The organism is Streptomyces sp. BB1-1-1 (assembly GCF_031597775.1).
Classification (GTDB): domain Bacteria; phylum Actinomycetota; class Actinomycetes; order Streptomycetales; family Streptomycetaceae; genus Streptomyces; species Streptomyces thinghirensis.
This window is the reverse complement of the sequence record NZ_CP134203.1, coordinates 2,338,010-2,360,000: the sequence shown is the minus strand read 5'-3', so window position 1 is coordinate 2,360,000 and position 21,991 is coordinate 2,338,010. Positions and strand designations below refer to the sequence as shown.

12 protein-coding genes, 1 tRNA gene and 2 rRNA genes (1 of these 15 only partly in view) are annotated in these 21,991 nt (G+C 68.6%); 14 read left to right on the top strand and 1 reads right to left on the bottom strand.

Annotated elements, in window-relative coordinates; genetic code table 11:
- The 4 genes from RI578_RS10870 to RI578_RS10855 form a co-directional block, all read left to right on the top strand.
- Positions 1-2,688: ribosomal RNA gene (locus RI578_RS10870) — 23S ribosomal RNA — on the top strand (it extends 433 nt beyond the left edge of the window).
- Positions 2,689-2,777: 89 nt separating this feature from the next.
- Positions 2,778-2,894 (top strand): 5S ribosomal RNA (gene rrf, locus RI578_RS10865).
- 115 nt (positions 2,895-3,009) lie between these two features.
- A complete protein-coding gene (locus RI578_RS10860; RefSeq protein ID WP_310875733.1) occupies positions 3,010-3,672 on the top strand; it encodes a DegT/DnrJ/EryC1/StrS family aminotransferase in 663 nt (220 codons plus the stop codon).
- A 78-nt stretch (positions 3,673-3,750) separates the two neighbouring features.
- Positions 3,751-3,826 (top strand) — tRNA-Thr (locus tag RI578_RS10855).
- Positions 3,827-3,882: 56 nt separating this feature from the next.
- Here RI578_RS10855 and RI578_RS10850 read toward each other — a convergent pair.
- The gene (locus RI578_RS10850; protein WP_310870904.1) at positions 3,883-6,633 is read right to left on the bottom strand and encodes a SpoIIE family protein phosphatase; all 2,751 of its coding nucleotides are present in this window, start codon (positions 6,631-6,633) and stop codon (positions 3,883-3,885) included.
- Positions 6,634-7,026: 393 nt separating this feature from the next.
- Between RI578_RS10850 and RI578_RS10845 the strand changes: the two genes are divergently transcribed.
- From RI578_RS10845 to RI578_RS10800, 10 genes are all read left to right on the top strand, one after another.
- Positions 7,027-12,501 carry a HAMP domain-containing protein gene (locus RI578_RS10845; RefSeq protein WP_310870903.1) on the top strand — a complete coding sequence of 1,825 codons (5,475 nt, stop codon included), beginning with the start codon at positions 7,027-7,029 and terminating at the stop codon, positions 12,499-12,501.
- A 418-nt stretch (positions 12,502-12,919) separates the two neighbouring features.
- A complete protein-coding gene (locus RI578_RS10840) occupies positions 12,920-13,594 on the top strand; it encodes a response regulator (RefSeq protein WP_310870902.1) in 675 nt (224 codons plus the stop codon).
- Positions 13,595-13,750: 156 nt separating this feature from the next.
- A complete protein-coding gene (locus RI578_RS10835; RefSeq protein ID WP_310870901.1) occupies positions 13,751-16,495 on the top strand; it encodes a DNA translocase FtsK in 2,745 nt (914 codons plus the stop codon).
- A gap of 264 nt (positions 16,496-16,759) precedes the next feature.
- Positions 16,760-17,608, top strand: a complete 849-nt coding sequence (locus RI578_RS10830; protein WP_310870900.1) for a RodZ domain-containing protein — start codon at positions 16,760-16,762, stop codon at positions 17,606-17,608.
- 91 nt (positions 17,609-17,699) lie between these two features.
- Entirely contained in the window at positions 17,700-19,181 is a 1,482-nt protein-coding gene (gene rimO, locus RI578_RS10825; protein ID WP_310870899.1) for a 30S ribosomal protein S12 methylthiotransferase RimO, read from the top strand.
- Positions 19,178-20,011, top strand: a complete 834-nt coding sequence (gene pgsA / locus RI578_RS10820; RefSeq protein WP_310870898.1) for a CDP-diacylglycerol--glycerol-3-phosphate 3-phosphatidyltransferase — start codon at positions 19,178-19,180, stop codon at positions 20,009-20,011. Before rimO ends, pgsA begins: the two co-directional genes overlap by 4 nt.
- Positions 20,008-20,553, top strand: a complete 546-nt coding sequence (locus RI578_RS10815; protein WP_310870897.1) for a CinA family protein — start codon at positions 20,008-20,010, stop codon at positions 20,551-20,553. The genes pgsA and RI578_RS10815 overlap by 4 nt, the downstream gene beginning before the upstream one ends.
- Positions 20,554-20,662: 109 nt before the next feature.
- Entirely contained in the window at positions 20,663-21,043 is a 381-nt protein-coding gene (locus tag RI578_RS10810) for a helix-turn-helix transcriptional regulator (RefSeq protein ID WP_310870896.1), read from the top strand.
- A gap of 206 nt (positions 21,044-21,249) precedes the next feature.
- Positions 21,250-21,720, top strand: coding sequence for a DNA starvation/stationary phase protection protein (locus RI578_RS10805; protein WP_310870895.1), 471 nt, complete (start codon positions 21,250-21,252; stop codon positions 21,718-21,720).
- A 7-nt stretch (positions 21,721-21,727) separates the two neighbouring features.
- On the top strand, positions 21,728-21,991 hold the full coding sequence (locus RI578_RS10800) for a hypothetical protein (protein ID WP_310870894.1): 264 nt from the start codon (positions 21,728-21,730) through the stop codon (positions 21,989-21,991).

Below are 21,991 nucleotides of genomic sequence, written 5' to 3'. Positions count from 1 at the left end.
CAGCGGCTCGTTTGAGAGACACCCAAGTAGCACGGGGCCCGAGAAATCCCGTGTGAATCTGGCGGGACCACCCGCTAAGCCTAAATATTCCCTGGTGACCGATAGCGGATAGTACCGTGAGGGAATGGTGAAAAGTACCGCGGGAGCGGAGTGAAATAGTACCTGAAACCGTGTGCCTACAAGCCGTGGGAGCGTCGCGCAAGGACTTGTCCTTGCGTCGTGACTGCGTGCCTTTTGAAGAATGAGCCTGCGAGTTTGCGGTGTGTTGCGAGGTTAACCCGGGTGGGGAAGCCGTAGCGAAAGCGAGTCCGAACAGGGCGATTTTAGTAGCACGCTCAAGACCCGAAGCGGAGTGATCTAGCCATGGGCAGGTTGAAGCGGAGGTAAGACTTCGTGGAGGACCGAACCCACCAGGGTTGAAAACCTGGGGGATGACCTGTGGTTAGGGGTGAAAGGCCAATCAAACTCCGTGATAGCTGGTTCTCCCCGAAATGCATTTAGGTGCAGCGTCGTGTGTTTCTTGCCGGAGGTAGAGCACTGGATAGGCGATGGGCCCTACCGGGTTACTGACCTTAGCCAAACTCCGAATGCCGGTAAGTGAGAGCGCGGCAGTGAGACTGTGGGGGATAAGCTCCATGGTCGAGAGGGAAACAGCCCAGAGCATCGACTAAGGCCCCTAAGCGTACGCTAAGTGGGAAAGGATGTGGAGTCGCACAGACAACCAGGAGGTTGGCTTAGAAGCAGCCACCCTTGAAAGAGTGCGTAATAGCTCACTGGTCTAGTGATTCCGCGCCGACAATGTAGCGGGGCTCAAGCGTACCGCCGAAGTCGTGTCATTGCAGCAATACGGCCAACGCCGGCTGTGATGGGTAGGGGAGCGTCGTGTGCCGGGTGAAGCAGCCGCGGAAGCGAGTTGTGGACGGTTCACGAGTGAGAATGCAGGCATGAGTAGCGATACAAACGTGAGAAACGTTTGCGCCGATTGACTAAGGGTTCCTGGGTCAAGCTGATCTGCCCAGGGTAAGTCGGGACCTAAGGCGAGGCCGACAGGCGTAGTCGATGGATAACCGGTTGATATTCCGGTACCCGCTGTGAAGCGTCAAACATCGAGCATCGTGATGCTAAGGCCGTGAAGCCGTTCCGGACCCTTCGGGGAAAGGAAAGTGGTGGAGCCGCCGGACCAAGCGGTTAGTAGGTGAGTGATGGGGTGACGCAGGAAGGTAGTCCATCCCGGGCGGTGGTTGTCCCGGGGTAAGGGTGTAGGCCGTGCGATAGGTAAATCCGTCGCACTTGTGGCTGAGACCTGATGCCGAGCCGATTGTGGTGAAGTGGATGATCCTATGCTGTCGAGAAAAGCCTCTAGCGAGTTTCATGGCGGCCCGTACCCTAAACCGACTCAGGTGGTCAGGTAGAGAATACCGAGGCGTTCGGGTGAACTATGGTTAAGGAACTCGGCAAAATGCCCCCGTAACTTCGGGAGAAGGGGGGCCATTCCTGGTGATGACATTTACTGTCTGAGCTGGGGGTGGCCGCAGAGACCAGCGAGAAGCGACTGTTTACTAAAAACACAGGTCCGTGCGAAGCCGTAAGGCGATGTATACGGACTGACGCCTGCCCGGTGCTGGAACGTTAAGGGGACCGGTTAGCTCCATTTCGGTGGGGCGAAGCTGAGAACTTAAGCGCCAGTAAACGGCGGTGGTAACTATAACCATCCTAAGGTAGCGAAATTCCTTGTCGGGTAAGTTCCGACCTGCACGAATGGCGTAACGACTTCTCGACTGTCTCAACCATAGGCCCGGTGAAATTGCACTACGAGTAAAGATGCTCGTTTCGCGCAGCAGGACGGAAAGACCCCGGGACCTTTACTACAGTTTGATATTGGTGTTCGGTTCGGCTTGTGTAGGATAGCTGGGAGACTGTGAACTCTGGACGCCAGTTCAGGGGGAGTCGTCGTTGAAATACCAGTCTGGTCGTGCTGGATGTCTAACCTGGGTCCGTGATCCGGATCAGGGACAGTGTCTGATGGGTAGTTTAACTGGGGCGGTTGCCTCCTAAAGAGTAACGGAGGCGCCCAAAGGTTCCCTCAGCCTGGTTGGCAATCAGGTGTTGAGTGTAAGTGCACAAGGGAGCTTGACTGTGAGACCGACGGGTCGAGCAGGGACGAAAGTCGGGACTAGTGATCCGGCGGTGGCTTGTGGAAGCGCCGTCGCTCAACGGATAAAAGGTACCCCGGGGATAACAGGCTGATCTTCCCCAAGAGTCCATATCGACGGGATGGTTTGGCACCTCGATGTCGGCTCGTCGCATCCTGGGGCTGGAGTCGGTCCCAAGGGTTGGGCTGTTCGCCCATTAAAGCGGTACGCGAGCTGGGTTTAGAACGTCGTGAGACAGTTCGGTCCCTATCCGCTGTGCGCGTAGGAGTCTTGAGAAGGGCTGTCCCTAGTACGAGAGGACCGGGACGGACGAACCTCTGGTGTGCCAGTTGTCCTGCCAAGGGCATGGCTGGTTGGCTACGTTCGGGAGGGATAACCGCTGAAAGCATCTAAGCGGGAAGCCTGCTTCGAGATGAGGACTCCCACCCCCTTGAGGGGTTAAGGCTCCCAGTAGACGACTGGGTTGATAGGCCGGATCTGGAAGCACCGCAAGGTGTGGAGGTGACCGGTACTAATAGGCCGAGGGCTTGTCCTCAGTTGCTCGCGTCCACTGTGTTGGTTCTGAAACCACGAACAACCCGCCCCTGTGCCACGGGGGTGTGCTGGTTGTCTGTTTCATAGTGTTTCGGTGGTCATAGCGTAGGGGAAACGCCCGGTTACATTTCGAACCCGGAAGCTAAGCCTTACAGCGCCGATGGTACTGCAGGGGGGACCCTGTGGGAGAGTAGGACGCCGCCGAACAATCATTCAAAAGGGTTGGACCCCGAACTTCGGTTCCGGGTCCAACCCTTTTTTGTTTTCCGTCACTTGAAGTTCACGTTGCGCTACGACCATCACTCGTATGGGTACCGCAGCAATGCTCAGGGCCGCCGGCGTAGGAGTCGGCGACGAGGTCGTCGTACCTGCCTTCGGGAACGTTGAAGTCGCCGAGGCCGTGGCGCTGGTCGGCGCGATGCCGGTCTTCGCGGACATAGATCCGGAGACGTACTGTCTGGACGCCTCCTCGGTGGAGGCGGCGCTGACGGCCCGGACCGCGGCCGTGGTCGCCGTACACCGGTTCGGGCGGCCGGCGGACATGGGGCCGCTGCACGGAGTCGGGCAGCGGCACGGACTGCTCGTGCTGGAACAGGGCGAGTCCGAGATGCCGTACGACGAGATGGCGCAGCGCAGGCAGCGGGCCGCCTATCTCGACGGGAAGTTGAGGGGCGTGCGTACCCCGCACTGGGGTGAGGGGCACTCGTATCAGCAGTACGTGGTGCGGGTGCCGGGCAACGGGCGGCCGGACCGTGACGCCTTCGCCCGGGCCGTGCGGGGGAGGGGAGTCGAGTGCCGGGTGCCGGTGAAGACGCCCGTGCACAGGATGCCCGGATTCCGGCGCTGCCTGTCGTTGCCGGAGACCGAGCGGGCCGCCGACGAGACACTCGCGCTGCCGGTCGACGCCTCGTTGACCAAACGGGACATGCAGCGGATCGTGTCCGCCTGCAATGCCCTGGGAGGGCTGCTGCAGCCGGCTTTCTGAAAGCCGTGGTTGGGAGCACCGGTCTGTTCGGGGTATGATCTATTCCGTTGCCGCGGGGGAAACCTCGCCAAGCGACAGGCCCCTATAGCTCAGTCGGTAGAGCGTCTCCATGGTAAGGAGAAGGTCAACGGTTCGATTCCGTTTGGGGGCTCCATCGCGAAGGCCCCGCCCAATTGGGCGGGGCCTTTCGCATGTCCCGCTCCGGCGGGGTCAGTCCGTGTGCGGCTCCGGGACGCGCATCGCGAGAATCGCCATGTCGTCGGACGGGGCGTCCGACGCGAAACGCTCGACCGCGCGCATGATGCGCGCCGCCACCGCGCCGGCCGTCAGGCCCGTGCACGAGGTGAGGACGTCGGCGAGACCGTCGTCGCCCAGCATGCGCGTGCCCTCGCGGCGTTCGGTCACGCCGTCCGTCACACAGAGCAGGACGTCGCCGGGGTCGAGGGTGACCGTCTCCTCGTACAGCTCCAGGTCCTCGATGACGCCGAGGAGGGGCTGCGGCTCCGCCGCCGGTTCGACCGTGCCGTCCTGGCGCAGACGGAGCGGGAGCGGGTGGCCGGCGCAGACCACCTTCAGCTCGGCGCTGCCGTCCTCCTGCGGGCGCATCTCGCCGTAGAGGAGGGTGAGGAAGCGGCTGCGGGCGCCCTCGTCGAGGATGGCCGAGTTGAGGCGCTCCAGGACCGCGGGGCCGCTGAGCCCCTCGCGGGCCAGCAGGCGCAGGGCGTGCCGGGCCAGGCCGGTGACGGCCGCCGCGTTCGGGCCCGTACCGCAGACGTCGCCGATGGCGAAGCCGTAGGCGCCGTCGCTGATGGGGAACAGGTCGTAGAAGTCGCCGCCGACCTCGTTGCCCTCGCCGGCCGCGCGGTAGATGACCTCGACCTCGACGCCGTCGATCAGCGGGAGTTCGGGCGGCAGGAGGCTGCGCTGGAGGGACTGGCTGATGGCCGTCCGCTCCGAGTAGAGGCGGGCGTTGTCCAGGGCCAGGGCGGCTCGGCGGGACAGGTCCTCGGCCAGTTCCAGGATCTCCTGGCGGAAGTGCTCGTCGGTCGGCTTGCCGAGGGTGAGCATGCCGATGACGCGGTTGCGGGCGACCAGCGGGAGGACCACGGTCTCGCCGCCGACCGCGGAGGCCGTGGCCAGGGTCGGGCCGATCCCGGAACTCAGCTTGGGTGTCGGGCCGCCGCTCAGGCCCAGGTCGCGCATGGAGGTGCGCAGGGCCGCCTGGTGGGCCAGCTCGCCGGGAGCCGTCCAGACGCGGGCGCCCGGGGAGGGGACCGGGTCGGGCGGGGCGATCTTCGAGAGCAGGGACTTGATGCCGTCGATGAGCTCCTCGTCCTCGTGCAGGACGTAGGAGAGGTACGGGTCCGAGGCCTGGTCGGCGATGGTGTAGACGGCGCACCAGGTGGCCAGGGTCGGGACCGTCATCTGGGCCATCAGGGCCAGGGTCTGGTCGCGGTCCAGGGTGCCGGCGAGGAGGTCGGAGGCCTCGACGAGGAAGCTGAGGGAGCCGCGGCGCAGGCGTTCCAGCTCGCCCAGGCGGGCCGACTCGACGGCCAGGGCGATGCGGTCGGCGGCGAACTGGAGGCGCAGGGCCTCCTCGTTGGAGTACCGGCCGGCGGCCTCGGCCGCGACGCCGAGGGAGCCGGTGAGGCGGCCCTCGACCTTGAGGGGGACGGTGACGACCGAGCGCATGCCGGTGCCGTTGAGCAGCGGGACGGCGCCGGGGACCGCCGCGAGGTCGTCGTGGACGGCGGGCATGCGGGCGGAGCCGTAGCGTCCGGGGCCGGCTTCGACGGGGACGCGGGCGAAGCGCTGGCGGGCGGAGGGCAGGCCGGTGGAGGCGCGGACCTCCAACTCCGTCTCGTCGTCGGTCGCCAGGAGCAGGAAGGCGGCGTCGGCGTCGAGCATGTCGCGGGCGCGTTCGACAGTGCGCTGGAGGAGTCCGTCGAGGTCGTCCGGGGCGGGGGAGCCGATGAAGACCTCGAAGGGATCGGCGCTCTGGCTCTCGGAGGAGGACGAGTCGGAGGCCGGTGCGCGCATCGGGGTCTGCAGGACGGCGCGTTCGTTGTCCCGGACCAGGAGGCAGACCGTGGAGGGCTCGCCGCCGGAGTCGCGGACGCGGAGGTGGGAGGCGTAGACCGGAGTGACACGGCCGTTGGCCCCCCGCATGCCGTAGCTGCCCTCCCAGCGGGAGAGCTGGAGTGCCTCGGCGATGCCGGTGCTGGTGCCCGGCGTCTGCGGCCAGGCGGCGAGGTCGGTGAGCGGCTTGCCGATGACCTGCTCGGCGGCGTAGCCGAAAAGCTCCTCGGCGTCCTCGTTCCAGGACGTGACGGCGCCGGTGCGGTCGATCTGGACGACGCCGACGCGGACGCGGGCGTCGGCGAGCGGGAGCAGGTCGGCCGGGAGGGAGGGGCCGGCGGCGCGGGTGCCGACCGGGCGCTCCGGGAGATGGAGGTGGAACCAGACGTTCTTGAGTGTCGGCGTGTACTCGACGCCCCAGCGGTCGGCCAGGGCCGCGCACAGCTGGAGGCCGCGGCCGCCCTCGCGGTCGAGGTTTCCCATGTCGGCGGGGGAGCCCTGGAGGGGGACCTCGCGCTCGGGGTAGTGGTCGGCCACCTCGATCCGTACGCCGTCGTCGCTGCGCAGGCACAGGACGTCGGCGGTGGTGCCGGCGTGCACCACGGCGTTGGTCACCAGTTCGCTGGTGAGCACCACCGCGTCGTCGACGATGTCGGCCTGGCCCCAGCCCTGGAGCGTGTCCCGGACGAAGGACCGGGCACTCGCCACCGATCGTCCGACGGGCTCGAAGCTGGCGGCCGCGCGCGCGGTGATCACAGAACTCCTCGACCCTCTTTCCCCGTGCACGGCCTCACGGCCGACCGGCTCGCGCCGCTGCTGCGGCAGTCCACCCGTCGGCCCGGGATCCGGGGGCTGCTCCCCCGGGATCAGTCCGGTGGTCATGTCCGGCCGCCCCTCCGATGCCCGCTCGTCTCCGTGCCACCGCCCAGGCCGGACGGACCGGCACGGCTGGACAGCCGCATGCAAGGTTACTTACCTTCGCCGTCCCTGCGGATGCCGGTCTGCAGTGTTTCCGCCCAGAGGGTGTGCGGACGATGTGCGAAGCTGCCGAACTGTTATGGCCTGGTTCGGCCGGGGTGAAACACTGGGCAAGCTTCTTATGAAGGTCCGGGCAGGTTGAATGCGCACCGAGTGCGGCGGGCAGCAGCCCCGGAAGCGGTCGGGCCAGCCGGTCCGGATCGCGTGGCAGCACAGAGAGTACGCGGTAGTAACCGGTTCGCCGAGCGGTGGCAGCCGGGCACAGCAGTAACGGTCGACCCCTGCGGGAGGGACACAGTGGAGTCTGGCGCAGCGACGCGGGGCACTAAGGCGCGCGCGAAAGGCGGACAGTCCCTGAGTAACCAGGGCAAAACGCGGGGCGGAAGTACGACCGTGGACACGGCCGCGCTGAATCGGCTGCTGACGGCGCTGGTCGCCATGCGGGAGGGCAACTTCCGCAAGCGGCTCACGGTGTCCGGCGACGGCGTGATGTCGGAGATCGCGGCGGTGTTCAACGAGGTGGCCGACCGCAATCTGCACCTCACGGGCGAGCTGGCCCGGGTGCGGCGGATGGTCGGGCGTGAGGGAAAGCTCACGGAGCGGCTGGAGACGGGGGCCTGCGAGGGGTCCTGGGCGACCGCGATCGACAACTCGAACGCGCTCGTGGACGACCTCGTACGGCCGGTCTCCGAGGTCAGCCGGGTGCTGTCGGCGGTGGCGGACGGTGATCTGTCGCCGCGTATGGAGCTGCGGACGCAGACCGCGGAGGGCGCCGGGCATCCGCTGCGCGGTGAGTTCCTGAAGGTCGGGCGCACCGTGAACAACCTGGTCGACCAGTTGTCGACGTTCACGGACGAGGTCACGCGGGTGGCCAGCGAGGTCGGTACCGAGGGCAAGCTGGGCGGACAGGCCCAGGTGCGCGGTATGTCCGGTTCGTGGAAGGACCTCACGGACTCCGTCAACACGATGGCGTACCGGCTCACCGCGCAGGTGCGGGACATCGCGCTGGTCACGACGGCGGTGGCCAAGGGTGATCTGTCCCGGAAGGTCACGGTTCACGTGGCCGGCGAGATGCTGGAGCTGAAGAACACCGTCAACACGATGGTGGACCAGCTCTCCGCGTTCTCCTCCGAGGTGACGCGCGTCGCCCGGGAGGTGGGCACCGAGGGCGCCCTGGGCGGGCAGGCCCAGGTGCCGGGCGTGGCCGGGGTGTGGAAGGAACTCACCGACTCCGTCAACACCATGGCCGGGAATCTGACGGCCCAGGTGCGTGAGATCTCCCACGTGACGACGGCGGTCGCCAACGGTGACCTGTCGAAGAAGGTGACGGTGCCGGCCCGCGGCGAGGTCGCGCAGCTCGCCGAGACGATCAACCAGATGACCGAGACGCTGCGGATCTTCGCCGACGAGGTCACGCGCGTCGCCAACGAGACCGGTGGCGAGGGGCAGCTCGGCGGTCAGGCGAACGTGCCGGGGGCGGCGGGGATCTGGAAGGACCTGACGGACTCCGTCAACACCGTCTTCCGGAACCTGACCACCCAGGTGCGTGACATCGCCGCGGTGACGACGGCGGTGGCCAGCGGTGACCTGTCGCAGAAGGTCACCGTGGACGTGGCCGGCGAGATGCTGGAGCTGAAGAACACCGTCAACACGATGGTGGACCAGCTGTCGAGCTTCGGTGCCGAGGTCACGCGGGTGGCCCGTGAGGTCGGTGTCGAGGGTGAGCTGGGCGGTCAGGCGCAGGTTCCGGGGGCGGCGGGGACGTGGAAGGACCTCACGGACTCCGTGAACACCGCGTTCCGGAACCTCACCGGGCAGGTGCGCAACATCGCCCAGGTGACGACGGCGGTGGCCAACGGCGACCTGTCGCAGAAGGTCACCGTGGACGTCTCCGGTGAGATGCTCCAGCTGAAGAACACCGTGAACACGATGGTGGACCAGCTGTCGAGCTTCGCCGACCAGGTCACCCGGATGGCCCGGGACGTGGGTACGGAGGGCCGCCTCGGCGGTCAGGCCCGCGTCGACGGGGTGTCGGGGACCTGGAAGGAGCTGACGGACTCCGTCAACTTCATGGCGGGCAATCTGACCTCCCAGGTGCGGCAGATCGCCCAGGTGACCACGGCGGTGGCGCGGGGCGACCTGTCGCAGAAGATCGACGTCGACGCGCGCGGCGAGATCCTGGAGCTGAAGAACACCATCAACACGATGGTCGACCAGCTCTCCGCCTTCGCCGAGCAGGTCACCCGCGTCGCCCGCGAGGTGGGTACGGAGGGCCGCCTCGGCGGTCAGGCCCAGGTGCCCGGCGTCGCCGGAGTGTGGCGCGAGCTGACCGACTCGGTGAACGGCATGGCCGGGAACCTGACCGGGCAGGTGCGCAACATCGCGCAGGTCGCGACGGCGGTGGCCCGCGGTGACCTGTCCCAGAAGATCACCGTGGACGCGCGCGGGGAGATCCTGGAGCTGAAGAACACCCTGAACACGATGGTGGACCAGCTGTCGTCGTTCGCCCAGGAGGTCACGCGGGTGGCCCGTGAGGTGGGCACCGAGGGCATCCTCGGCGGCCAGGCGGAGGTGCAGGGCGTCTCGGGCACCTGGAAGGACCTCACGCAGTCCGTGAACGGCATGGCCAACAACCTGACCATGCAGGTCCGCAACATCGCCGAGGTGACGACGGCCGTCGCCAAGGGTGATCTGTCGAAGAAGATCACCGTCGACGCCAAGGGCGAGATCCTCGAGCTGGTCACCACGGTCAACACGATGGTGGACCAGCTGTCGTCGTTCGCCGAGCAGGTCACGCGGGTGGCCCGTGAGGTGGGTACCGAGGGCATCCTCGGCGGCCAGGCGAGCGTGCCCGGTGTCGTGGGCATCTGGAAGGACCTCAACGACAACGTCAACCTGATGGCGAAGAACCTCACCGTCCAGGTGCGGAACATCTCCCAGGTGGCCGCGGCCGTCGCCAACGGCGACCTGACGCGGACGGTGACGATCGAGGCCCGCGGCGAGGTCGCGCAGCTCGCCGACACCTTCAACACCATGGTGCGGACGCTGCGGTCCTTCGCCGACCAGGTGACCAAGGTGGCCCGCGAGGTGGGCACCGACGGCATCCTCGGCGGTCAGGCGCAGGTGCCGGGGGTGGCGGGCACCTGGAAGGACCTCACCGAGTCGGTGAACCAGATGGCGTCCAACCTGACCGGTCAGGTGCGCAACATCGCCATGGTCACGACGGCCATCGCCAAGGGCGACCTGACCAAGAAGATCGACATCGACGCGCGCGGGGAGATCCTGGAGCTGAAGACGACCATCAACACGATGGTGGACCAGCTGTCGTCGTTCGCCGAGGAGGTCACCCGCGTGGCCCGCGAGGTGGGCACCGAGGGCCAGCTCGGCGGTCAGGCACGCGTGCGTGACGTCGACGGCACCTGGCGGGACCTGACGGAGTCCGTGAACGAGATGGCCGGGAACCTCACCCGGCAGGTGCGTGCCATCGCGCGCGTGGCGACCGCGGTGACCCGCGGCGACCTGAACCTGAAGATCGACGTGGACGCCTCCGGGGAGATCTCCGAGCTCCAGGACTACATCAACAAGATGATCGCCAACCTGCGCGACACCACGATCGCCAACAAGGAGCAGGACTGGCTCAAGGGCAACCTGGCCCGGATCTCCGCGCTGATGCAGGGCCGCCGGGACCTCCAGGACGTGGCCTCGCTGATCATGAGCGAGCTCACCCCGGTGGTCTCCGCGCAGCACGGCGCGTTCTTCCTCGCCATGCCCCACGTCGAGGGCCAGGAGCAGGCCGGCGCCCACGAGGACCAGTACGAGCTGCGCATGCTCGGGTCGTACGGCTACTCGATGGGCTCCATGCCCACCTCCTTCCGGCCTGGGGAGGCGCTGGTCGGCACGGCAGCCCAGGAGAAGCGCACGATCCTGGTGGAGAACGCGCCGAGTGGCTACCTGAAGATCTCCTCCGGGCTCGGGGAGGCACCGCCCGCGCAGGTGATCGTCCTGCCGGTGCTGTTCGAGGGGCAGGTGCTCGGCGTCATCGAGCTGGCGTCCTTCACCCCGTTCACGCAGATCCAGAAGGACTTCCTCAACCAGATCGCCGAGATGATCGCGACCAGCGTCAACACCATCTCCGTCAACACCAAGACGGAGGTGCTGCTGAGCCAGTCGCAGGAGCTGACCGAGCAACTGCGCGAGCGGTCGGAGGAGTTGGAGCAGCGGCAGAAGGCGCTCCAGTCGTCCAACGCCGAACTGGAGGAGAAGGCCGAGCTGCTGGCGCAGCAGAACCGCGACATCGAGGTGAAGAACACCGAGATCGAGGAGGCGCGGCAGGTCCTGGAGGAGCGCGCCGAACAGCTCGCGGTCTCCATGCGCTACAAGAGCGAGTTCCTCGCCAACATGTCGCACGAGCTGCGTACGCCGCTCAACTCGCTGCTGATCCTGGCCAAGTTGCTCGCCGACAACGCCGACGCGAACCTGTCCCCGAAGCAGGTCGAGTTCGCCGAGACGATCCACGGCGCCGGCTCCGACCTGCTCCAGCTGATCAACGACATCCTCGACCTGTCGAAGGTGGAGGCGGGCAAGATGGACGTCTCCCCGACGCGCATCGCGCTCGTCCAGCTCGTCGACTACGTGGAGGCCACCTTCCGGCCGCTGACCGCGGAGAAGGGCCTGGACCTGTCGGTGCGGGTGTCGCCGGAGCTGCCCGCCACGCTGCACACCGACGAGCAGCGGCTCCTCCAGGTGCTGCGCAACCTGCTGTCCAACGCGGTGAAGTTCACCGACTCGGGCGCCGTCGAGCTGGTCATCCGGCCGGCCCGGGACGACGTTCCGCAGGCCATCCGGGAGCAGTTGCTGGAAGCCGGTTCGATGACCGACCCGGACGCCGAGCTGATCGCGTTCTCCGTGAGCGACACCGGTATCGGGATCGCGGCGAGCAAGATGCGGGTGATCTTCGAGGCGTTCAAGCAGGCCGACGGCACCACCAGCCGCAAGTACGGCGGCACCGGCCTGGGGCTGTCCATCTCGCGGGAGATCGCGCAGCTGCTGGGCGGTGAGATCCACGCGCAGAGCGAGCCGGGCCGCGGGTCGACGTTCACGCTCTACCTGCCGCTGCACCCGAGTGAGCTGCCCGCCCACGGCTACCAGCAGCCCCTTCCGGCCCTGGAGCCCGGCGGGGCGCTCGCCACTCCGGGCGCCATGCCCGAGCTGCCCGGGTCGCAGACGGAACCGCCGGCCGAGGCGAGGTCGTACCAGGACGCGCAGAACGGTGCCGCGACGCTGTTCCGGCGCCGCCGCAGGGCGGTCCCGGAGCCCGAGGACGTGCCCGCGGCGCGGGAGCAGCGGCCGGCCGCCGAGCAGGAGGCGGCGCCGCAGTCGAGCCGGGGCATCCGGTTCGGCGGGCAGAAGGTGCTGATCGTCGACGACGACATCCGCAACGTCTTCGCGCTCACCAGCGTCCTGGAGCAGCACGGCCTGTCCGTGCTGTACGCCGAGAACGGACGTGAGGGCATCGAGGTCCTGGAGCAGCACGAGGACGTGGCGGTCGTCCTGATGGACATCATGATGCCCGAGATGGACGGGTATGCCACGACCACGGCGATTCGCCGGATGCCCCAGTTCGCCGGGCTGCCGATCATCGCGCTGACCGCGAAGGCGATGAAGGGCGACCGGGAGAAGGCGATCGAGTCGGGCGCGTCCGACTACGTGACCAAGCCGGTCGACCCCGATCACCTGCTGACGGTGATGCAGCAGTGGATGCGGGAGGAGTGAGGAGCAGGTTCGGACGGGCACCGCACGGTACCTACGGGCAGGGTGCTCGGGGTACGTGCGGGCAACGTGCCCGCGGTACGTACGGGCACCGCCCGCGCAGCACGTTCGGGCAGTGTGCGAACGTGGGGTGTACGCAAGTGGCGGGAACCTTCGGCGTTCACGCGGAGTTGCTGACTCAGTGTGGCCGAAGTCGTGTAGAAGTACGGGATTCGGGGAACCTTCTGGTCTCCCGCTGCGTTTCTGCTACGTGCACAGTGACATCGCGGTGACAGGGTGTGGCGACAGGCGGGGTGCGGCTACGATGACCGGCACAAGGACGGGCGGCGCAAGGGAGTCGTCCCCTGGGGCGGCGCCCGCCGGTGCTGCCCCAAGTCCTGCGGACAGGGGAGGCCCCACGCCGGGGCGAGGAGGGCGGGCCATGGTGCAGAAGGCCAAGATCCTCCTGGTCGATGACCGGCCGGAGAATCTGCTGGCGCTGGAGGCGATCCTCTCGGCGCTCGATCAGACGCTGGTGCGGGCATCGTCCGGGGAGGAAGCGCTCAAAGCACTGCTCACGGACGACTTCGCGGTCATTCTGCTGGACGTCCAGATGCCGGGCATGGACGGTTTCGAAACCGCCGCGCACATCAAGCGACGGGAGCGGACCCGGGACATCCCGATCATCTTCCTCACCGCGATCAACCACGGCCCGCACCACACCTTCCGGGGGTACGCGGCGGGCGCGGTCGACTACATCTCCAAGCCGTTCGACCCGTGGGTGCTGCGCGCGAAGGTCTCGGTCTTCGTCGAGCTGTACATGAAGAACTGCCAGCTGCGCGAGCAGGCGGCACTGCTGCGGCTCCAGTTGGAGGGCGGCGGCAGGGCCGCGGCCGGCGAGGCCAAGGAGCCGGCGGGACTGCTCGCCGAGCTGTCGGCACGGCTGGCAGCCGTGGAGGAGCAGGCCGAGGCGCTCTCCAAACAGCTCGGCGACGAGTCGACGGACGCGGCGGCGGTGGCGACGGCCGCCCATCTGGAACGCAAGCTCACCGGACTGCGGCGGGCGCTGGACGCCCTGGAGCCGGGGACGTCCGGAGGCCAGACCGCGGTCAACTGAGGTCCGTCGGCGGGCCGGGCCCGGTGGGCCGGCCCGTGAGGGCATGTCAGCGGCTGTACCGGAGGCGTCAGTTCCGGTCTCCTGCGCGGGCGACACGAACGGGTGAAGCGGTGGGCACACGTGTCGACCGCCGTCTCCCCCGGTAACCTCACACCTATGGCCTCACGTCCCTCCGCAGCCAAGAAGCAGCCCGCGAAGAAGGCGGCCGCTCCCGCGAAGGGTCCGGCGAAGAAGGCCGCTGCGAAAAAGGCGCCCGCCAAGAAGGCCGCGGTGAAGAAGCCCGCGCCCAAACCGGCGCCCAGCCCGACCGGAGGCGTCTACCGCCTCGTGCGCGCCCTCTGGCTGGGCATCGCGCACGCCGTCGGCGCCGTCTTCCGCGGCATAGGGCAGGGCGCGAAGAACCTCGACCCGGCGCACCGCAAGGACGGCGTCGCGCTGCTGCTCCTCGGCGTCGCGCTGATCGTCGCCGCGGGCACCTGGGCCGACCTCAAGGGCCCCGTCGGCGACCTCGTCGAGATCCTCGTGACCGGCGCCTTCGGCCGGCTGGACCTGCTGGTGCCGATCCTGCTCGGCGCCATCGCCGTGCGCCTGATCCGGCACCCCGAGAAACCCGAGGCCAACGGCCGGATCGTGATCGGTCTGTCCGCACTCGTCATCGGCGTCCTCGGCCAGGTGCACGTCGCCTGCGGCTCACCGGCCCGCGGTGACGGCATGCAGGCCATAAGGGACGCCGGCGGCCTCATCGGCTGGGGCGCGGCGACCCCGTTGTCGTACACGATGACCGACGTCCTGGCCGTGCCGCTGCTCGTGCTGCTCACCGTCTTCGGGCTGCTGGTCGTCACGGCCACGCCGGTCAACGCCATCCCGCAGCGGCTGCGGCTGCTCGGTGTACGGCTCGGCCTGGTCCGCGACCCGGAGGCGGAGGCCGCCGCGTTCGTCGAGGACGACGAGCGCTACGAGGAGCAGTGGCGCGAGGCGCTGCCCGCGAAGCCCGGCAGGCGCGGCAGGGGCCCGGCGTCGGAGCCGTACGACCCCGACGCGGCCGAGGAGGAGGCGCTCACCCGGCGCCGCGGCAGGCCCCGCCGGTCCGCCGTGCCGCAGCCCGACATGAACCGGCCGATGGACGCCGTGGACGTCGCCGCCGCGGCCGCCGCCGCACTCGACGGCGCCGTGCTGCACGGGATGCCGCCCTCGCCGCTGGTCGCCGACCTCACGCAGGGCGTGAGCACGGGGGACCGTGAGTCGACGTCCCCGACTCCGACGCCCGTGCCGGCCGCGCGGCCGCAGCCGGGGAAGCTCAAGCAGGACAAGGCGCGCAAGGACAACCCCGACGACGGCACCGCGGTGGTCGCCGACCTCACCAAGACGCCGCTGCCCAAGGAGCGGGACCTGCCGCCGCGCGCCGAGCAGCTTCAGCTCTCCGGAGACATCACCTACTCCCTGCCGGCCCTCGACATGCTCACCCGCGGCGGCCCCGGCAAGGCGCGCAGCGCCGCCAACGACGCCATAGTCGCCTCGCTGACCACCGTCTTCACCGAGTTCAAGGTCGACGCCGCCGTCACCGGGTTCACCCGCGGCCCGACGGTCACGCGCTACGAGGTCGAGCTCGGGCCCGCCGTGAAGGTCGAGCGGATCACCGCGCTGGCCAAGAACATCGCGTACGCCGTCGCCAGCCCCGACGTGCGGATCATCAGCCCGATCCCCGGCAAGTCCGCGGTCGGCATCGAGATCCCCAACACCGACCGGGAGATGGTCAACCTCGGCGACGTGCTGCGGCTCGCCGAGTCCGCCGAGGACGACGACCCCATGCTGGTCGCCTTCGGCAAGGACGTCGAGGGCGGCTACGTCATGCACTCGCTGGCGAAGATGCCGCACATACTGGTCGCCGGCGCCACCGGATCCGGCAAGTCGTCCTGCATCAACTGCCTGATCACCTCGATCATGATGCGGGCGACCCCCGAGGACGTCCGGATGATCCTGGTCGACCCCAAGCGCGTCGAGCTGACCGCGTACGAGGGCATCCCGCACCTGATCACGCCGATCATCACCAACCCGAAGCGGGCCGCCGAGGCGCTCCAGTGGGTCGTGCGCGAGATGGACCTGCGCTACGACGACCTCGCCGCCTACGGCTACCGGCACATCGACGACTTCAACCGCGCGGTGCGCGAGGGCAAGGTCAAGCCGCCCGAGGGCAGCGAGCGCGAGCTCCAGCCGTACCCGTACCTCCTGGTGATCGTGGACGAGCTGGCCGACCTGATGATGGTGGCGCCGCGGGACGTCGAGGACGCGATCGTCCGGATCACGCAGCTCGCGCGCGCGGCCGGCATCCACCTGGTGCTCGCCACCCAGCGGCCGTCCGTGGACGTCGTCACCGGTCTGATCAAGGCGAACGTGCCCTCCCGGCTGGCCTTCGCCACGTCCTCGCTGGCCGACTCGCGGGTCATCCTCGACCAGCCCGGCGCCGAGAAGCTGATCGGCAAGGGCGACGGCCTCTTCCTGCCGATGGGCGCGAACAAACCGACCCGTATGCAGGGCGCGTTCGTGACCGAGGAAGAGGTCGCGGTCGTCGTCCAGCACTGCAAGGACCAGATGGCGCCCGTCTTCCGCGAGGACGTCACCGTCGGCACCAAGCAGAAGAAGGAGATCGACGAGGACATCGGCGACGACCTCGACCTGCTGTGCCAGGCGGCCGAGCTGGTCGTCTCCACCCAGTTCGGGTCGACCTCCATGCTGCAGCGCAAGCTGCGCGTCGGCTTCGCCAAGGCCGGGCGGCTGATGGACCTGATGGAGTCGCGGAGCATCGTCGGGCCGAGCGAAGGATCGAAGGCTCGTGACGTTCTTGTGAAGCCTGATGAGCTGGACGGCGTGCTCGCGCTGATCCGGGGGGAGTCTGAAGGGTAGGGAACGGTACGCGAGGGGTTCCGTCGACGGAGGGTCACGGCGGCCGGGTGGCCGATCGTGACTCACCCGTTAGGGATCATTGAGCAACCGTTTCCCCATGGCGTACGTCAAGTTGAGGGAAATGACAAACAGGTAGTCCACCATCGGGACGCGGGGCCATTCCGATGGCGTACAAAGTCCCGTCGCCCGGTTGCCCCACCCGTTTGCAGCCCCCCTAAACTGAACGTCCAGCACAGGCGGCTAAACGCTCGAAAGGCGCCCCCCGTGTCCAACGGCAACTCCCCTGAAGACGAGCGTCCGACCGAAGACGTTTCCGACAGCGTTTCCGAGGAAGCCCGCCCCTCCATCGGCCGTGCCCTGCAGCAGGCACGGATCGCCGCCGGGTTGACCGTCGACGACATCACCACCGCCACCCGCGTCCGGATCGCCATCGTGCACGCCATCGAGGCGGACGACTTCACGCCCTGCGGCGGCGACGTCTACGCGCGCGGTCACATCAGGACCCTTGCCAAGGCCGTCCGGCTCGACCCGGCCGAACTGCTCGCGCAGTTCGACGCCGAACACGGCGGACGCCCCGCGCCGACACCCGCCGCGCCCCTGTTCGAGGCGGAACGCATCCGTCCCGAGCGGCGCGGCCCCAACTGGACCGCCGCCATGGTCGCCGCGATCGTCGCGGTGATCGGCTTCGTCGGTTTCACGTTCGTCAAGGGTGGCGACGACGGTGGCTCCGAGGCGAGCGTCGCCGAGGGCTCGCAGCCGTCGGCCGGCGAGTCCGCCTCGCCGAGCGCCAAGCCGAAGAAGCCCGCCGACCCGAAGCCGGACCCGACCGAGAGTGCCATCGCCGCCGCACCGCGGGACAAGGTGACGGTGAAGGTCAGCGCCACCGACGGTCCCAGCTGGCTCTCCGCGAAGGACCACAACGGCCGGCTGCTCTTCGACGGCCTGCTCAAGCAGGGCGACTCCAAGACCTTCCAGGACGACTCGAAGGTCGACCTCGTCCTCGGCAACGCGGGCGTTGTCCAGTTGTACGTCAACGGCAAGAAGATCGACGACTTCGAGCCGGGCTCCGTGCAGCGCCTCACGTACACGAAGGGCGACCCGCAGGCCGGATAGGGGCGCGAAAGGCGCTGACACGGGCGGGTCGTCCAAGATCGGGCAACCCCGTCGACGTGGGCTGTCGGCAGGACGAAGTAGTCTTGAGCCCATGCCTGAAAGCCGTACCGTCGCACTCGTCACCCTTGGCTGCGCCCGTAACGAGGTGGACTCGGAGGAGCTCGCAGGCCGTCTGGAGGCGGACGGCTGGAAGCTCGTCGAGGACGCCGAGGAAGCGGACGTCGCCGTCGTGAACACGTGCGGCTTCGTCGAGGCCGCCAAGAAGGACTCCGTGGACGCCCTCCTGGAGGCCAACGACCTCAAGGGCCACGGCAGAACACAGGCCGTGGTGGCGGTGGGCTGCATGGCCGAGAGGTACGGCAAGGAGCTCGCCGAGGCCCTTCCCGAGGCCGACGGAGTCCTCGGCTTCGACGACTACACCGACATCTCCGACCGCCTGCAGACCATCCTGAACGGCGGCATCCACGCCGCCCACACCCCGCGCGACCGGCGCAAGCTGCTGCCGATCAGCCCCGCCGAGCGGCAGGAGGCCGGCGCCTCCGTCGCCCTGCCGGGGCACGGTCCGACCGACCTCCCCGAGGGTGTCGCCCCCGCCTCCGGGCCCCGCGCGCCGCTGCGCCGCCGCCTCGACGGCTCCCCGGTCGCCTCCGTGAAGCTGGCCTCCGGCTGCGACCGGCGCTGCTCCTTCTGCGCCATCCCGTCCTTCCGCGGCTCCTTCATCTCCCGCCGCCCGAGCGACGTGCTGAACGAGACGCGGTGGCTGGCCGAGCAGGGCGTCAAGGAGATCATGCTGGTCTCCGAGAACAACACCTCCTACGGCAAGGACCTCGGCGACATCCGCCTGCTGGAGTCGCTGCTGCCGAACCTCGCCGACGTCGACGGCATCGAGCGCGTGCGCGTCAGCTATCTCCAGCCGGCCGAGATGCGCCCCGGCCTCATCGACGTACTGACCTCCACCCCGAAGGTCGCGCCCTACTTCGACCTGTCCTTCCAGCACTCCGCGCCGAACGTGCTCCGCGCGATGCGCCGCTTCGGCGACACCGACCGCTTCCTGGAGCTCCTTGACACCATCCGGAGCAAGGCCCCCGAGGCCGGCGTGCGCTCCAACTTCATCGTGGGCTTCCCCGGCGAGACCGCCTCCGACCTCGCCGAGCTGGAGCGGTTCCTGAACCACGCGCGGCTCGACGCCATCGGCGTCTTCGGGTACTCCGACGAGGAGGGCACCGAAGCGGCGACCTACGGCGACAAGCTGGACGAGGACGTCGTCGCCGAGCGGCTGGCACGGGTGTCCCGCCTCGCCGAGGAACTCGTCTCACAGCGGGCCGAGGAGCGCGTCGGCGCGACCGTGCGCGTGCTCGTCGAGTCCGTGGAGTCCGCCGACGGGGAGGACGGCGTGCGCGGCCGCGCGGAGCACCAGGCGCCGGAGACGGACGGCCAGGTGCTGCTCACGAGCGGCGAGGGCCTGAGTGTCGGTCGTATGGTCGACGCGAAGGTGGTCGGTACGGAGGGTGTCGACCTGGTGGCCGAACCGCTGCTGGGGTCGCCCGAGTGGAGTGAGGAGGCCGGCAGATGACCGGAGTCCCGGCGTCCGCGGCGGGCGGCTCCTCCGGTGCGCGCAGGGCCGGCCCGCGTGGACCCTCGGGCGCCGCGCAGGGACCGGCGGAGCGCACGCCTTCGGAGCGCACGCTTTCGGGGGGCGCGGCCGAACGGGGAACGGCTGAGCGGGGCGCGACGGAACGGGGCGCCGCGGAACGGGGTGCGACCGAGGGCGGTGTCGCCGGGCGCGGCGGCAAGATCGCGGCCGCCGCCGTCAACCAGGCGAGCGTCTGGAACGTCGCCAACCTGCTGACGATGCTCCGGCTGCTCCTCGTGCCGGCCTTCGTCGCGCTGATGCTCGGCAACGGCGGGTACGACCCGGCCTGGCGCTCGTTCGCCTGGGCGGCCTTTGCCGTAGCCATGATCACCGACCTCTTCGACGGCCACCTGGCCCGCACCTACAACCTCGTCACCGACTTCGGGAAGATCGCCGACCCCATCGCCGACAAGGCGATCATGGGGGCGGCGCTCATCTGTCTGTCCGCGCTGGGCGACCTGCCCTGGTGGGTGACGGCCGTCATCCTCGGCCGGGAACTCGGGATCACCGTGCTGCGGTTCGTGGTCATCCGGTACGGCGTCATCCCCGCGAGCCGCGGCGGCAAGCTCAAGACCCTCACCCAGGGCATCGCCGTCGGCATGTACGTCCTGGCACTGACGGGGCCCCTGGCCACGCTGAGGTTCTGGGTGATGGCCGCGGCGGTCGTCCTGACCGTGGCGACCGGACTGGACTATGTGAAGCAGGCCATTGTGCTGCGCCGTCAGGGAATCGCCGAGCGCAGAGCGGCGTTGAAGGAGACGGAAGCTTGAGTTCCACGGCCGCCGACGTGGTGCGACTACTCACCGTCAAGGGCGAGACCCTCGCGGTCGCCGAGTCACTGACCGGCGGAATGGTGGCTGCCGCGATCACGGCGGTGCCCGGGGCCTCCAAGTCCTTCCGCGGGTCCGTGACCGCCTACGCGACGGAGCTGAAGCGGGACGTGCTCGGCGTCGACGCCGAGCTGCTCGCGGCGCGTGGAGCGGTGGATCCGCAGGTCGCCGCCCAGATGGCGGCAGGCGTGCGCAAGGCGTTGGGTGCCGACTGGGGCATCGCGACGACGGGCGTCGCCGGCCCGGACCCACAGGACGGACAGCCCGTCGGGACGGTCTTCGTGGCCGTCGACGGGCCCTTCGGAGCAGACGACGGTTCCGCCTCTGGCGGAAAAGTGGAGGCGCTGCGGTTGAACGGCGACCGCGCGGAAATTCGTATGGAGAGTGTACGGAGCGTACTCGCACTCCTTATGAGGGAGCTTGCGGGCGAACAGACCGGGAATGAGCGGGCACAGGATACGGAACGGAACGGGGGGTTTTGATGTTTGCAGCCCTGAGTGAACACGACATCGCTCCCCGCACGGCCGCGGCGCGAGGCGGTACGGTGGGGCGTGAAGGATGCGGTTACACGGTCCGAGGAGGGAGCCACCGATGATTCTGCTCCGTCGCCTGCTGGGTGACGTGCTGCGTCGGCAGCGCCAGCGCCAGGGCCGTACTCTGCGCGAAGTCTCCTCGTCCGCCCGAGTCTCACTCGGCTATCTCTCCGAGGTGGAGCGGGGGCAGAAGGAGGCTTCTTCCGAGCTGCTCTCCGCCATCTGCGACGCGCTGGACGTACGGATGTCCGAGCTCATGCGGGAAGTGAGCGACGAACTCGCCCTCGCCGAGCTGGCCCAGTCCGCTGCGGCCACGCCCAGCGAGACCGTGCCGGCACCGGTGCGCCCGATGCTGGGTGCCGTCTCGGTGACCGGTGTGCCACCGGAACGGGTGACCATCAAGGCGCCCGCCGAGGCAGTGGACGTCGTCGCCGCCTGAGCATCGAGAACGTGAGCGTGTGAGGCCCCGGCCGGGGCCTCTCCGGGAGGTCCCGGAGAGGCGCGGTCGGGGTTTTTGCGTGCGCGCGTGAGTTCCCGCTCGGGCGGGTGACGGGTGCCGGTGGCGGTTTCGCCCGGTTTGCCGGTCCCTGGTGGTGCGGTCATGGTGGAGGGACATGGCCGGGGGACCGACCGACGGAGGTGTGGATGTACGTCGTGAAGAGCCCGTTGTCCGACGCGAACCTGAAGACCGTGTCCGAGGCGCTGCAGGGTGCCCTCGTCGACCTGGTCGACCTGGCGCTGGTGGCCAAGCAGATCCACTGGAACGTGGTCGGTCCGCGCTTCCGTTCCGTACACCTTCAGCTCGACGAACTCGTCGGCACCGCGCGTACGCACTCCGACACCGTGGCGGAGCGCGCCTCGGCGCTCGGCGTCTCCCCGGACGGGCGTGCCGCGACAGTGGCCGTCGGCAGCGGCATCGATGTGACCCCGGAAGGGTGGGTCGACGACACCGCCGCGGTACAGACGATCGTGGACGCCCTTGGTGCGGTGATCGGGCGGATGCGGGAGCGGATCGGGGCGACCGGCGATCCGGATCCGGTGAGCCAGGACATCTTCATCCAGATCACGGCCGACCTGGAGAAACAGCACTGGATGTTCCAGGCCGAAAACGGATGACGCGGTTATGACGTCCGCGCGGGCTGCTCGCCGGGCGGCCGCGCTGGGCTTCGGTGTGCTGTGGTGGTGGGCCGTGCTGCGTCTGGCGCTGGACCCCGGCGCCGGGGTGATCGAAGGGGCGGTCGCGGTCGGCGGCTGGGGGCTGAGCGTGCTGCCGGTGCACTGTGTGCCCAGGCGCCGGGCCGCGGGGGCCTTGGGCGCGGGGCGGTGGCGTCGGGCCCTGCGGCGCGGGGCCGGAGGTGCCTCGGCCTCCTCGCGGTCCCGGTTGTAG